Here is a 13038-nt window from a genome sequence, read left to right on the forward strand (position 1 = left end):
AACGAGCTGGGCGATCTGGCCGCGGCCTTCAACCGCTTCGTGGGCAAGATCCAGGATCTGGTCAAGGAGGTCGCGGCCGGTGGCGACCAGGTCGCGGCCGCGGCCAACCAGCTGTCGGCGACCAGTGAGCAGACCAACAGTCAGGTTACGCGGCAGAAAGACGAGGTCGACCAGGTGGCCACGGCGATGAACGAGATGACCGCGACTGTGGCCGAGGTGGCGCGCAACGCGTCGGATGCGGCCACCGCGGCGCAGACCACCGATCAGGATGCGAACGCCGGGCGTGAGCTGGTGCAGCAGACGGTGCAGTCGATCAACCACCTGACCTCGCAGGTGGACAACACCGCCGAGGTGATCGAGCGGCTGTCCTCGGACGCCGAGGAGATCAACAAGGTGCTGGAGGTGATCGGGGATATCGCCGATCAGACCAACCTGCTGGCGCTGAACGCGGCGATCGAGGCGGCGCGGGCCGGCGAACAGGGCCGTGGCTTTGCGGTGGTGGCCGACGAGGTGCGCACGCTGGCGAGCCGGACCCAGGACTCCACCCACGAGATCCAGGGCATGATCGAGCGGGTGCAGCACGGCACGCGCGAGGCGGTTCAGGCGATGGAAGAGGGCAAGAACCGGGCGCATGCCAGCCGCGAGAAGGTCAACGAGGCGGGCGAGTCGCTGGAGTCGATCACGCAGTCGGTGACCACCATCTCGGAGATGAACACGCAGATCGCCAGTGCGGCCGAGGAGCAGTCCTCGGTGGCCGAGGAGATCAACCGCAACATCTCCAACATCACCCAGGTGCTGGACGAGACGGCGAGCGGCTCCAGCGAGATCGCGAATGCCTCGGAGGAACTGTCGAAACTGGCCTCCGAGCAGCAGCAGCGGGTGGGGCACTTCCGGGTGTGAACCGGGCGGGACCCTGACCGGCCCCGGATGGTCGTGCGAAGGATGGACGGGGGCGGCGGATGGCCGCCTGCCGTCATTCCCGGTCAGGAGCTCTCGGTGTCGGCTCCGGCCCGTTGCGGATCAAAGCGCGACTCGAGGTACTCGATGATCGCGCCCGATTCGTACAGCCAGCGCACGCTGCCGTCCGGCTCCTCGATCCGCAGGCAGGGGACCTGCAGCTTGCCGCCCTCGGTCTGCAGGGTCTCGCGATGTTCGCCTGCCGCCTGAGCGTTGCGCAGCTCGATGTCCAGCGACAGGCGCTGCATCGCCCGCCGGGCCTTGATGCAGAACGGGCAGGCGGGGAAATGATAAAGGGCCATCGCGCGGGTCTGCTCGTCCACCCGGGCCTGTTCTTCGGGATCACGCTGGACCCCGCGCGGGCGCGTGACCCGCTCCCCCACGAGCATGAAGGGCGTGAGCACCAGACGCACGCCGCGGAAAAAGAGTCGGATTACCGGTCGCATGGGTGCAGCATGCCACAGCTGTCCGGCGTGACCAATCAGCGGCGCGCGGGCGCCTGGAGTTCGAAACGCTCGTCGCCGCCGAGAACGATCATGTCGCCGTTGTCGCGTGCGGCCAGCTGCCTGCGAATCGCCTGTTCGTAGCCGGGTTTCAGGTGGGTGATGGCGACACGTGGGCGATGCACCAGTTTTCCCAGGTCGTGCGCAAGCTGCAGCGGGGTGTAATGCCGGCTGGCGCCCGCGAGTCGGTCCATTTCGTCCGGCAGACCGGTCTCGATCATCAGCAGATCGAGGCTGGGCAGGGCGTTGAGTGTTTCCCAGAAACTCGGAGTGGAGGTGGTGTCACCGCTGAATGCGAAGGCACCGCCGTTACGTCGGACCACCGAATACCCGATTGCGGGAACGGTGTGCCGCGCGGGCAGCGCAGTCACCGTGCGGTTCCCCAGCTTGATCGCTTCCCCGGGCTCCAGCGTTTGCAGGCGCAGGGAGGGCCGTTCCGGCGAGGGCAGGGCGGTGAAGTCCGGCCAGATGACCCAGTTGAAGATGTGGCGCTGCAGGGCCTCGAGTGTGTCCGCCAGGGCATGGACTGTGATCGGGGGCGCGTCGACCCGGAAGACGGTGTCGATGAGGAACGGCAGGAAGGCCACGTGGTCCAGGTGCGAGTGGGTCAGGAATACGTGGCGGATGCCGCCGAGTTCCTCGAGGTGCAGGTCGCCCACGCCACTCCCGGCGTCGATCAGCACGTCGTCGTCGATCAGGATCGACGTGGTCCGGCGCCCGGGCCCGATGCCGCCGCTGGCGCCGAGGATACGTACGGACAGCGGGGCGGGGGCGTCAAGCCGTTCCGTCAGCGTCGTTTCGGTTGCGGATCGCTCTGGCTGCATGGTGCGGAACGTCGATCAAATCTGGAATCATTCTAGCCGGATCGCGGCGGTTGCGGCGTGTTTGCGGGGGTCGGCCGCGTGATCTGCGACGGGCGTCCCGTTCATGGGCGCACGGCCACCTCCGGAGCCCGCTCGTGGGGTTCCAGTGAGCCGGAGGCCCTGCTAGAATGCGCAGCATCTCGAGGGGCGGTAGCTCAGCTGGGAGAGCGTCGCGTTCGCAACGCGAAGGTCGGGAGTTCGATCCTCCTCCGCTCCACCACATTCGGGAAAGGCCCCGCCGGTCGCAATCGGAGGGGCCTTTTTTGTGGATGTGTGCGGCCACGGCAGGCTGTGGGTCTTCCAGCGCGGATTCCGAATCCTGACTCCGGTTGTTGTCCACGTTGTACGCAGGCGTCGCGAGTTCCACATGGGCGCTTGCAGGGAGCTTCCGGGCGTGGTTGTCTATCCATGAATCATCCAGCCAGTTCCATTGGTGTTCAGGGGACCGTCATGCAGCCTTTCGCCTCGCGCAACGTGTTCGGAGAAGAACTGGAACCCTGTGGCCGTGACCCCGTGACCGGGTTCTACCGGGACGGTCGATGCGCCACCGGGCACGAGGATACCGGCATCCACACGGTGTGCGCCGAAGTCACGCAGGCGTTTCTGGATTATTCCCTCGCGCGGGGCAACGACCTGGTGACGCCGATGGAGGCCTTCGGTTTCCCCGGGCTTAAGCCGGGCGATCGCTGGTGCCTGTGCGCCGGGCGCTGGGTGGAGGCCTACCGGGCCGGAGTGGCCCCGGGGGTGTTTCTGCGGGCCACCCACGAGGAGACCCTGGCGATCATCCCGCTGGAGGTGCTGAAGGCGCACGCCCGCGACCCGGCCGAATAGCGCACGCTGGCTTCATGGTCCCGGATCCGATCAGGCGGGACGGGCGAGGTACCAGCGGATTACCGCCCAGTCGTATGCGGCGTGGGCGATCATCACCACGACCAGATTTTCGGTCACGTGGTAGACCCAGCCAAGATACAGGCCAATCAGGGTGGCGAAGACGAAGTACAGGTGGCTCACGTAATGGGCCAGACCGAACAGGATCGAGGCGAGCAGGATCGCCGCCCCGGCGGGCAGATGCAGGCCCAGCCACTGCTGCAGCACGCCGCGCACCAGCAGCTCCTCGCCGACCCCGGCAAGTACCGCGATCAGGACCACCGAACCGGCCGGGGCCCCGCGGAACAGCAGATCCAGGAACTCCTGCAATTGCGCGCGGATCGCGCGGAATGCCGGGTGGTCGGCCCAGCCCAGTAGCGCCACGAGCAGGAACATCGGCGTGGTCACCAGCAGACCGAGGGCCACGGCCTCGATACTCCAGTCCATCGCACCCAGCAGCGGCACGCCCGCCAGGGCGGCGAGCACGAAGGCCAGCGGGATCAGAACGCCCTGAAAGGCGGCTCCGGCGAGCAAAGGATGGCGGGAGATGAAGGAGCGCAATGCAATCGGGCTCGAGGAGGGTTGCGGGCATTATACGGTGACCTGCCCGGAGCCCGCGCCCCGGCGGGGATGCCGGGGCACGGCAGCGGGTCTCAGCCGAGGCGGGCGCGATGGTCGAGGATCACGCGCACGCCGTGGCGCTTGCCGGCGGGCAGGGCATCGAGCACCTCGTGGCGCCGGGATTCGCCCAGCTGCTCGCAGGCCTGTGCCAGCCCGTGGCTCGGCAGGCGGTCGGCCAGGCGTGCCACATCGCCGGGTTCCAGCGACTGAAGGACCTCGGCCTGGGCATCCGTGGTCAGCTTGAGAAATCGCATGCGCGCGGCCGCCAGCTGGCCGGCGTCCAGCGACCCGCGGATGCCGGACACGGCCGGATCGGGGCGCAGATCGGTGCAGGCGACGGGCGGCATGCCGGCGTGGCCGGAGAAGTCGGTGCCGGTGTGGAAGTCCTGTACGGTGTCCATTGCCAGTTCGGTCATTTCGGGGTACCTCGCATCGGTCGATTCGGTTGAATGAAAAACATCACGATGCGAAGGCCATCCGGGGCGGCGCCGGTCGTCGGACTGAACGCGGGACGGAGGGAGGACGGTCCATAGGACCGTACGGAAACCCGTATCCGACGTGCATCCCTGTCACGTCGGACCGGGTTCCGGCCCCTTCAGAGGAAGGGGCGGAGGGACCGGACCCGACGGACAGCGGGATGCACGTACCCGACCGCGCCGGCGGCCTTCGTGCATCGACAACTGCAACTGTCCATGGGTGTCGTCATACCTCTTGTGGCTCGACATGCGCCCGTGACACACGGTCACGAGCGGGGGTGGATGATAGCGAAGGGCCGGCTCCGGGACAAGCCCCCGCGGGGCATCCGGCCGCGGATGCGTTGACAGGCCCCGGTGCGGGTTATAGTTTGAGCCGTTTTCCGGTGCGTGCCGGTCGGGGGTGGCGCGAGCCCCGCCGGTGTGCGTGCCGCAACGTCCACGCCCATTCCCAGCCCGGGCCCAATCAGGAACCGACCCGTGACCGACGTCTTTCCCCGCATCGAGCGACTGCCCCCTTACGTCTTCAATATCGTCAACGAGTTGAAGGCCGAGGCACGAGCCCGCGGCGAGGACATCATCGACTTCGGCATGGGCAACCCGGATCAGCCGACCCCGAAGCACATCGTCGACAAGCTGACCGAGGCGGTGCAGCGCGGCGACACCCACCGTTATTCGGTGTCGCGCGGGATTCCGCGCCTGCGCCGTGCGGTGACCCGCTGGTATCAGGATCGCTTCGACGTGGAGCTCGACCCGGAGAGCGAGGCGATCGTCACCATCGGCTCCAAGGAGGGCCTGGCGCATCTGGCGCTGGCGACCCTCGGCCCGGGTGACGCGGTGCTGGTGCCGAACCCCGCGTATCCCATCCATCCCTATGGCTGCGTGATCGCGGGCGCCGACGTACGCCACGTGCCGCTGACCCCGGACGTCGATTTCTTCGCCGAGCTGGAGCGCGCGATCCGCGACTCCTGGCCGAAGCCGAAGATGCTGATCCTGAATTTCCCGGGGAACCCGACCACGCAGTGCGTGGATCTGGAGTTCTTCGAACGGGTGGTGGAGATCTGTCGCGAGCACGGGATCTGGATCGTGCACGATCTGGCCTACGCCGAGATCGCCTTCGACGGCTACCGGGCCCCGTCGATCCTCGAAGTACCGGGCGCCAAGGACATCGCGGTCGAGTTCTACACCCTGTCCAAGACCTACAACATGCCCGGCTGGCGGGTCGGTTTCATGTGCGGCAATCCCACGCTGGTGGCCGCCCTCGCGCGCATCAAGTCGTATCTCGACTATGGCACGTTCACGCCCATCCAGGTCGCCGCGATTTCCGCGCTGGAAGGACCGCAGGACTGCGTGCAGGAGATCTGCGAGACCTATCGGGTGCGCCGCGACGTGCTGTGCGATGGCCTGAACAAGCTGGGCTGGACGGTGGAAAAGCCGAAGGCGACCATGTTCGTCTGGGTGCCGATCCCCGAGCCCTACCGCGAGATGGGCTCGCTGGAGTTCTCCAAGAAGCTCCTGCGCGACGCAAAGGTGGCGGTGTCGCCGGGCATCGGGTTCGGGGCCTATGGCGACGACCACGTCCGCTTCTCGCTGATCGAGAACGAACAGCGTACGCGGCAGGCCCTGCGCGGCATCAAGGCGATGTTCCGGGCCGACTCCATCCTCGCGGATGCCTCCGCCACGAATCCATGAGCAACCGGGCGCCCCGCGCCGGGACGAAGCAGGGAATGACACCATGACGCCGGTAAAGATCGGAATTCTCGGACTGGGTACCGTGGGCTGCGGCACGGTGAACGTGCTGGCCCGCAACGGGACCGACATCGCCGGGCGCGCCGGCCGCGGCATCGAGGTGGTCGCCGCCGCGGCGCGCGATATCGAACGTGAACGCGAATGCGACACCTCGGGGCTGCGCCTGACCACCGACCCCGCCGCGGTGGTGGACGATCCCGAGGTGGAGGTCGTCGTTGAGCTGATGGGCGGGACCGAAGGGCCCCGCGATCTGGTGCTGCGGGCGATCGATGCCGGCAAGCATGTGGTCACCGCAAACAAGGCGATGATCGCGCTGTACGGTAACGAGATCTTCGAACGCGCGCAGGCCCGCGGCGTGATGGTGGCCTTCGAGGCGGCGGTGGCCGGCGGCATCCCGATCATCAAGGCGATCCGCGAAGGACTGGCCGGCAACCGCATCGAATGGCTGGCCGGGATCATCAACGGCACCGGCAATTTCATCCTGACCGAGATGCGCGACAAGGGCCGCGACTTCGAGGACGTGCTGGCCGAGGCGCAGGCCCTGGGGTACGCCGAGGCCGACCCGACCTTCGACGTGGAGGGGATCGACGCGGCCCACAAGCTGGCGATCCTGGCGTCCATCGCCTTCGGTATCCCGCTGCAGTTCGACCGTGTGGCGGTCGAGGGCATCAGCGGCATTACCCGCGAGGATGTCGGCTTTGCCGCGGAACTGGGCTATCGCATCAAGCATCTGGGCATCGCGCGGCGCATGCCCGATGGCTACGAGCTGCGCGTGCACCCGACGCTGATCCCGGAGCGGCGGCTGATCGCCAACGTCGACGGCGTGATGAACGCGGTGCTGGTGCAGGGCGACGCGGTGGGGCCGACCCTGTATTACGGGGCCGGCGCGGGTGCCGAGGCCACGGCGTCGGCCGTGGTGGCCGATCTGGTGGATGTGGTGCGGGCCCTGACCACCGATCCGGAGAACCGCGTGCCGCACCTGGCCTTCCAGCCGGATGCGCTCTCCGACCGCCCGGTACTGGCTCTGGAGGACGTGCAGACCTCGTTCTACCTGCGCCTGCGCGCCCAGGACCGTCCGGGCGTGCTGGCCGACATCACCCGGATCCTCGGCGAGCACGGGATCAGCATCGAGGCGATCCTGCAACGCGAGCCCGACCCCGAGCGGGGCGAGGCCACCATCATCATGCTCACGCACGCCGTGCGCGAGGGCGCGATGAACCAGGCGATCAGTGCGGTCGAGGCCCTGCCACACCTGCTGACCCCGATCTCGCGCATCCGCATGGAAGCGCTCTGAGCACCGACTGACCCGATCCACGACACGAGAATCCGCATGGTTCACGGACACCGCTATACCGGCCTGATCGACCGTTACCGCGATCGCCTGCCCGTCCACGACGATACCCGGGTGATCTCCCTCGGCGAGGGCGCTACGCCGCTGATCCGGCTGAACAACATCCCCCGCGAGCTGGACAGCGAGGTGGAGATCTACGTCAAGTACGAGGGCCTCAACCCGACCGGTTCCTTCAAGGACCGCGGCATGACCATGGCGGTGACGAAGGCGGTGGAAGAGGGCTCGCGGGCGATCGTGTGCGCCTCCACCGGCAACACCTCGGCGGCGGCCGCGGCCTACGCGGCGCGGGCGGGGATCACCGCCTTCGTGGTAATCCCGGACGGCAAGATCGCGATGGGCAAGCTCGCGCAGGCGATGATGCACGGGGCCACGGTGATCCAGATCGCCGGCAACTTCGATGACGGCATGCGCCTGGTCAAGGAAGTGGCCTCGAACACCCCGGTGACCCTGGTCAACTCGGTCAATCCGTACCGCCTGCAGGGGCAGAAGACCGCGGCGTTCGAGATCATCGAGGAGCTGGGACGGGCGCCCGACTACCACTGCCTGCCGGTGGGCAATGCCGGCAACATCACGGCCCACTGGATCGGCTACAGCGAGATGGCCGCGCGCAGCAGCGAGGACGTGACCGCGGCCTGTGCCTACTGTCAGGGGCACTGCAAGTACGCCGGCGGCGGCATGGTCGGAAACCGCCCGCACATGGTGGGGTACCAGGCCTCGGGCTCGGCGCCGTTCATGCGCGGGGCGATGGTGGATGACCCCGACACCGTCGCGACCGCGATCCGCATCGGTCACCCGCAGTCCTGGGACATGGCGTGGAGGGTGCGCGAGGAATCCGATGGCTGGTTCGACGAGTGCCAGGATCAGGAGATCCTGGCCGCGCAGAAGCTGCTGGCAGAAAAGGAAGGGGTGTTCTGCGAGCCTGCCTCCGCCGCCTCGCTGGCCGGTGCGCTGCGCGATATCCGCTCGGGCCGGATCCCGGCCGGTTCCACCGTGGTCTGCACCCTCACGGGCAACGGGCTGAAGGATCCCGACACCGCGATCAGCCAGAGCGTGGTCCAGCCCACGCGGGTACCCGCGGAGCTGGAGGCGGTGTCACGGGCGATCCGCGACAACCTCGCCTGATTCGCTCGTCGGGTGCTGGCGCCCGGCCGGTCAGTTGGCCGGGCGCTCGGGCATCTCGACGTCTGCTTCCTCGCGCAGGCGCTCGATCTCTTTCTGAATCGCGCGGCTTTCGAGGACCTCGATCAGTTCGGCCCGCACGTCCTCCATCGGCGGGAGCTCCAGCGGCCGGGTCTCCTCCAGCTGGATCAGGTGCCAGCCAAAGCGGCTTTCCACCGGGTCCGGGGTGGTCTCGCCGGTCTCCAGTGCCTGCACTGCGTCGCTGAACGCCGGCACCATGCGCCCGGCCTCGAACCAGCCGAGGTCCCCGCCGCGCTCGGCCGAGCCCGGGTCCCGAGAATAGTTTTCAGCCAGCTCGGTAAACGATTCCCCGTCCTCCAGCCGGTCCAGCAGCTCGCGCGCCTCGTCTTCGGTCTCGACCAGGATATGCCGCGCACGATATTCCTCGCCCTCCATCTGTTCCGCCTGGCGTTCATATTCCGCGCGCAGGTCATCGTCGGAGATGTCGAGTTCCGTGGTGAGGCGGTCCATCATTTCTGAGGCGAGGAAATTGGTCCGGATCATCTCGAGGATGCGGCGGGTTTCCTCCTCCTCGTGCAGTCCGCGCCGCTCCGCTTCCTGGCGCAGCAGGCGCAGGCTGATCAGTTCATCCAGCACGCCCTGGTCACCCGCCACGGCGGGGTCGTCTTCCATGCCGGAATAGGCGAATACGTCGGAGCGGGTGATGGCCTCGCCATCGACCAGGGCGAGCACCTCGGCGTCCTCGGTGGTCTCGCGAGCGTTGTCCTCGGGTTCCCCGCCGCAGGCCGCCAGGGCGGTGACACCGGCCAGTACGGCAGTCGTCAACAGGCGTTGTGCATTCATCAGAACACCTGCTTGAACGGGCGCACGTCCACCGAGGTGTAGACCCCGGCGTGCACGTAGGGGTCGGCATCCGCCCACTCACGGGCGGCTTCCAGCGACGGGAACTCGGCGACGATCAGGCTCCCGCTGAAACCGGCGGGACCGGGATCGGGGCTGTCGATCGCCGGACACGGACCGGCCAGGATCAGGCGTCCGGCATCGCGCAGCGCCTGCAGGCGTTCCAGGTGTTCGGGGCGCGCCGCGAGGCGGGCATCCAGGGAGTCGGGGGCATCCTGGCCATGAATCATGTAGAGCATCGTGGTCCCGTCGAAAATGGAGAAGACGCTCATTGTAACGCCGGCGCGCGGGGCTGCATGATGGAATGCATGCAGTTGCGCTACACTGCGCGCCTTGTCCGATGCCCGGTTCCCCATGAGTACCTTCGCGATCCACCCCGAAAACCCCCAGCCGCGGCTGATCCGCCAGGTCTGCGACCGGCTGCAGGAAGGCGCGGTGATCGCCGTGCCCACCGACGCCTGTTATGCCCTGGCCTGCCTGCCCGGTGACAAGACCGGCGCCGAGCGCATCCGCCGCATCCGCGGGGTGGACGAAACTCACCACCTGACACTGCTGTGCCGCGACCTGTCCGAGCTTGGCGTATACGCCAAGGTGGACAACAGCGCGTTTCGTCTGATGAAGACCCTGACCCCGGGGCCCTATACCTTCATCCTGCCGGCAACCCGCGAAGTCCCGCGGCGCCTGCAGCATCCGAAGCGGCGCACGATCGGGATGCGCGTCCCCGGCAGCCCGATCGTCTCCGCCCTTCTGGGGGAACTGGGGACGCCGCTGATGTCGGCGACCCTGCAGCTTCCCGGAGACGAGACCCCGCTCAGCGAGGTCTGGGAGATCGAGGACCGACTGTCGCACGCGCTGGACGCGATCATCGACGGCGGCGCGGGTACCCTGGAGGCGACCACCGTGCTGGATCTCACCGGTGACGGGGCCGAGGTGATCCGTCACGGCCTCGGGGATGCCGGTTTTCTGGATGACTGATCATGCGTAAATGGATCCTGCTGGTCCTGGTGCTCGGGCTGTTGGCGGCCGGGTGGCCCTGGTATGTCGGTGGACAGGTGGAAGACACCCTCGAAGCCGGCCTGGACACGCAGGCCGGCGGGCTGGAACTGCGCCACGAACTGGACGAATACCGGCGCGGCTACCGCGAGGCGAGTGCGCGCGGGACCCTGCACCTCACGCTGCAGGATGAGGAATACCGGATCCCGCTGCTCCACGAGGTGCACCACGGCGTGCTGGGTGCGCGGGTCCGGACCCGGCTGGACACTGATGAGCTGGATACCGAACCGGGGGATGCCCCGGAGCTGGCCGATGTGCTGCGTCAGCTGGATCCCCGGGCGGACAGCCGTAGCGGCCTGGGTGGCGGGCTGACCACGCGGGTGAAGCTGAGCGGCGTGCGCATGGACATCGCAGAGTGGCCAGCTATGGCCGCCTGGCAGACCGCCGAGGGGCCGGCCTGGCTGGAGTTTGGTGAGGCCCTGCTGCAGCTGGCCTGGTCGGATGAACAGGCCCTGGTGAGCATGTCGATTCCGCGCCTGCGGCTGGATCAGGCCGGCGGGACGCTGGAGCTCGAGGGCGTACGGCAGGTGCTCGCGCTGGAGCCGGATGTGCACGGTTCCTGGGGACCGCTGCCGGATTTCGAGGGCGGGGTGGCCGTGGATCGTCTGGAATGGGTGCGCCCGGGTTGTGGCAATGGCGTGATGCTGCACCGGGCGCGAATCAATGCGTTCCAGACCCGCCATGAGGACCGCCTCGATTCCCGCGCGCGCCTGGAGATCGAAAATATGGAGGTGGCCGACGCAGGCTGGCGCGAGGCACGTCGCAGCGGGCCGGTCGACGTGCAGTTGGGGATGGAACGCTGGGACCGTGCGGCGCTAGTCGAGCTGGTGGAGTCCCTGCGCGACCCGTCGTTCCGGGCGCTGGATCCCGACCAGCGGCGCGACCTGACCCACGCGGCCATCCTCGACGCGATCAGCGCCTCGCTGGAACGCAGCCCCGCGATCAGCCTGAAGGGGACCATGAACACGGCCCCCGAGCGGCACCTGGAGCTGGATGGCGAGCTGGTGCTTTCGGGGGCCCCGGAACGCTTCCGCGTACGCCCGATGGAGTCGGTGGCGCTGGACATTCGCGCCGGTGTCGGGCTGGAATGGCCGGACTCCCTGGAAGGGCTGGCGCAGCCGGATCCGCTGCATCGGTTCCTCGCCGCGGCGGAGGCGGACGCCTGGCTGGAACGCGAGGGCGAACGCCTCGACGGACACCTGGTGATGCGCGATGGTCGCATCTTCGTACAGGATCGTGACCGGACCGCCAGCGCCCTGGGTCTGCTGTTTGCCGTCTCCGGCGGCATGTTCTGAATCTGACCTCACTCGCCAATCATCAGGAAGGATCGCAACCGTGACCACCAATCAGGGGACGAACCAGCGCGTGATATCCGGCATGCGGCCGACCGGTCGCCTGCATCTCGGGCATTACCACGGGGTGCTGAAGAACTGGATCGAGCTGCAGCACAACTACGAGTGCTTCTTCTTCGTGGCCGACTGGCACGCCCTGACGACCCATTACGAAGAGCCGGGCGACCTGCAGCAGTACGTCACCGAGATGGTGATCGATTGGCTGGCCGCCGGGGTCAGTCCGGGATCCGCGACCCTGTTCGTGCAGTCGCGCGTGCCGGAACATGCCGAGCTGCATCTGCTGCTGTCGATGATCACCCCGCTGGGCTGGCTGGAGCGGGTGCCGACGTGGAAGGACCAGCAGGAACAGCTGCGCGAGAAGGATCTGGCGACCTACGGTTTCCTCGGCTATCCGGTGCTGCAGAGCGCCGACGTGCTGGCGTACCGCGCCGGCATGGTGCCGGTGGGTGAGGACCAGGTCTCGCATCTGGAGGTCACCCGCGAGCTGGCGCGGCGCTTCAACCATCTTTACGGGCGCGAACCGGGGTTCGCGGAAAAGGCCGAGCAGGCCGTGGACAAGATGGGCAAGAAGGCCGCGAAACGCTATCGCGACCTGCGCAAGCGTTTCCAGGAGCACGGCGAGGACGAGGCCCTGGAGGTGGCGCGGGCGATGCTGGAATCGCAGCAGAATCTGTCGCTGAAGGACAGGGACCGGCTGTTCGGCTATCTCGAGGGCGGCGGCAAGATCATCCTGCCCGAGCCGCATCCGAAGCTGACGCCTACCGCGAAGATGCCCGGGCTCGACGGGCGCAAGATGTCCAAGAGCTATGGCAATACCATCAGCCTGCGGTCCGAACCGCAGGAAGTGGAGAGCCAGATCCGCACCATGCCGACCGATCCCGCGCGGGTGCGCCGCACCGATCCGGGGACCCCGGAAAAGTGTCCGGTGTGGGAGCTGCATCAGGTCTACACCGGCGAGGAAGAGCGTGGCGAGCTCTACGAGGGCTGCACCACCGCCGGCATTGGCTGCCTGGACTGCAAGAAGCCCCTGATTGCGTCCATCCAGGAAGAGCTCGCCCCGATCCAGGAGCGCGCCCGTGAATACGCCAGCGATCCCGGACTGGTGCGTTCGATCATGGTCGAGGGCTCGGAGGCCGCGCGCGAGGAAGCGCGCGAGACCCTGGAAGAGGTCCGCCGCGCGATGGGGCTGGACTACCTGCGGTAGCCGGG

Annotated in this window: 14 protein-coding genes and 1 tRNA gene; 9 read left to right on the forward strand and 6 right to left on the reverse strand. The window is 67.7% G+C overall.

The genetic code is table 11. The features are described from left to right. Positions 1–900, forward strand: a 900-nt coding sequence (locus D571_RS0104075) for a methyl-accepting chemotaxis protein (RefSeq protein ID WP_018935399.1), incomplete at its 5' end; no start/stop codon positions are given. Positions 901–983: 83 nt separating this feature from the next. Here the strand turns inward: D571_RS0104075 and D571_RS0104080 are convergent. Beyond that, entirely contained in the window at positions 984–1403 is a 420-nt protein-coding gene (locus D571_RS0104080) for a glutathione S-transferase N-terminal domain-containing protein (RefSeq protein WP_018935400.1), read from the reverse strand. A gap of 35 nt (positions 1404–1438) precedes the next feature. After that, positions 1439–2284 carry an MBL fold metallo-hydrolase gene (locus tag D571_RS0104085; protein ID WP_018935401.1) on the reverse strand — a complete coding sequence of 282 codons (846 nt, stop codon included), beginning with the start codon at positions 2282–2284 and terminating at the stop codon, positions 1439–1441. Between the two features lie 183 nt (positions 2285–2467). Between D571_RS0104085 and D571_RS0104090 the strand changes: the two genes are divergently transcribed. Continuing rightward, positions 2468–2543 (forward strand) — tRNA-Ala (locus D571_RS0104090). 230 nt (positions 2544–2773) lie between these two features. Next, positions 2774–3154 (forward strand): DUF2237 family protein, encoded by a 381-nt coding sequence (locus D571_RS0104095; protein WP_018935402.1) that lies wholly within the window; start codon positions 2774–2776, stop codon positions 3152–3154. A 30-nt stretch (positions 3155–3184) separates the two neighbouring features. On the opposite strand, the gene D571_RS0104100 is transcribed toward D571_RS0104095, so the two are convergent. Both D571_RS0104100 and D571_RS0104105 read right to left on the reverse strand, forming a co-directional pair. After that, positions 3185–3757: a CPBP family intramembrane glutamic endopeptidase gene (locus D571_RS0104100; RefSeq protein ID WP_198003780.1), complete on the reverse strand. Its 573-nt coding sequence runs from the start codon at positions 3755–3757 to the stop codon at positions 3185–3187. An 86-nt stretch (positions 3758–3843) separates the two neighbouring features. Continuing rightward, positions 3844–4227, reverse strand: coding sequence for a magnesium transporter MgtE N-terminal domain-containing protein (locus D571_RS0104105; protein WP_018935404.1), 384 nt, complete (start codon positions 4225–4227; stop codon positions 3844–3846). Positions 4228–4764: 537 nt separating this feature from the next. Between D571_RS0104105 and alaC the strand changes: the two genes are divergently transcribed. The 3 genes from alaC to thrC are packed head-to-tail and all read left to right on the forward strand — an operon-like array spanning position 4765 to position 8506. After that, a complete protein-coding gene (gene alaC, locus D571_RS0104110; protein WP_018935405.1) occupies positions 4765–5976 on the forward strand; it encodes an alanine transaminase in 1212 nt (403 codons plus the stop codon). Positions 5977–6019: 43 nt separating this feature from the next. Further along, on the forward strand, positions 6020–7327 hold the full coding sequence (locus tag D571_RS0104115; RefSeq protein ID WP_018935406.1) for a homoserine dehydrogenase: 1308 nt from the start codon (positions 6020–6022) through the stop codon (positions 7325–7327). 36 nt (positions 7328–7363) lie between these two features. After that, complete coding sequence (gene thrC / locus D571_RS0104120; protein ID WP_018935407.1) at positions 7364–8506, forward strand: threonine synthase; 1143 nt, start codon at positions 7364–7366, stop codon at positions 8504–8506. 30 nt (positions 8507–8536) lie between these two features. On the opposite strand, the gene D571_RS0104125 is transcribed toward thrC, so the two are convergent. Both D571_RS0104125 and D571_RS0104130 read right to left on the reverse strand, forming a co-directional pair. Further along, complete coding sequence (locus D571_RS0104125; protein ID WP_018935408.1) at positions 8537–9367, reverse strand: peptidylprolyl isomerase; 831 nt, start codon at positions 9365–9367, stop codon at positions 8537–8539. Further along, a complete protein-coding gene (locus tag D571_RS0104130; RefSeq protein ID WP_026287565.1) occupies positions 9367–9663 on the reverse strand; it encodes a YciI family protein in 297 nt (98 codons plus the stop codon). The genes D571_RS0104125 and D571_RS0104130 overlap by 1 nt, the downstream gene beginning before the upstream one ends. Before the next feature lie 115 nt (positions 9664–9778). Here D571_RS0104130 and D571_RS0104135 point away from each other — a divergent pair, with 115 nt between their 5' ends. From D571_RS0104135 to D571_RS0104145, 3 genes are read left to right on the forward strand one after another with little or no spacing between them, the layout of a single operon-like run. Further along, positions 9779–10399 (forward strand): L-threonylcarbamoyladenylate synthase, encoded by a 621-nt coding sequence (locus D571_RS0104135; RefSeq protein ID WP_038046716.1) that lies wholly within the window; start codon positions 9779–9781, stop codon positions 10397–10399. Between the two features lie 2 nt (positions 10400–10401). Beyond that, positions 10402–11772, forward strand: coding sequence for a DUF945 family protein (locus D571_RS0104140; RefSeq protein ID WP_018935411.1), 1371 nt, complete (start codon positions 10402–10404; stop codon positions 11770–11772). A gap of 40 nt (positions 11773–11812) precedes the next feature. Further along, the gene (locus D571_RS0104145) at positions 11813–13033 is read left to right on the forward strand and encodes a tryptophan--tRNA ligase (RefSeq protein WP_018935412.1); all 1221 of its coding nucleotides are present in this window, start codon (positions 11813–11815) and stop codon (positions 13031–13033) included. Positions 13034–13038: the final 5 nt, after the last annotated feature.

The organism is Thioalkalivibrio sp. ALJ24 (assembly GCF_000377785.1).
Taxonomy (GTDB): Bacteria; Pseudomonadota; Gammaproteobacteria; order Ectothiorhodospirales; family Ectothiorhodospiraceae; genus Thioalkalivibrio.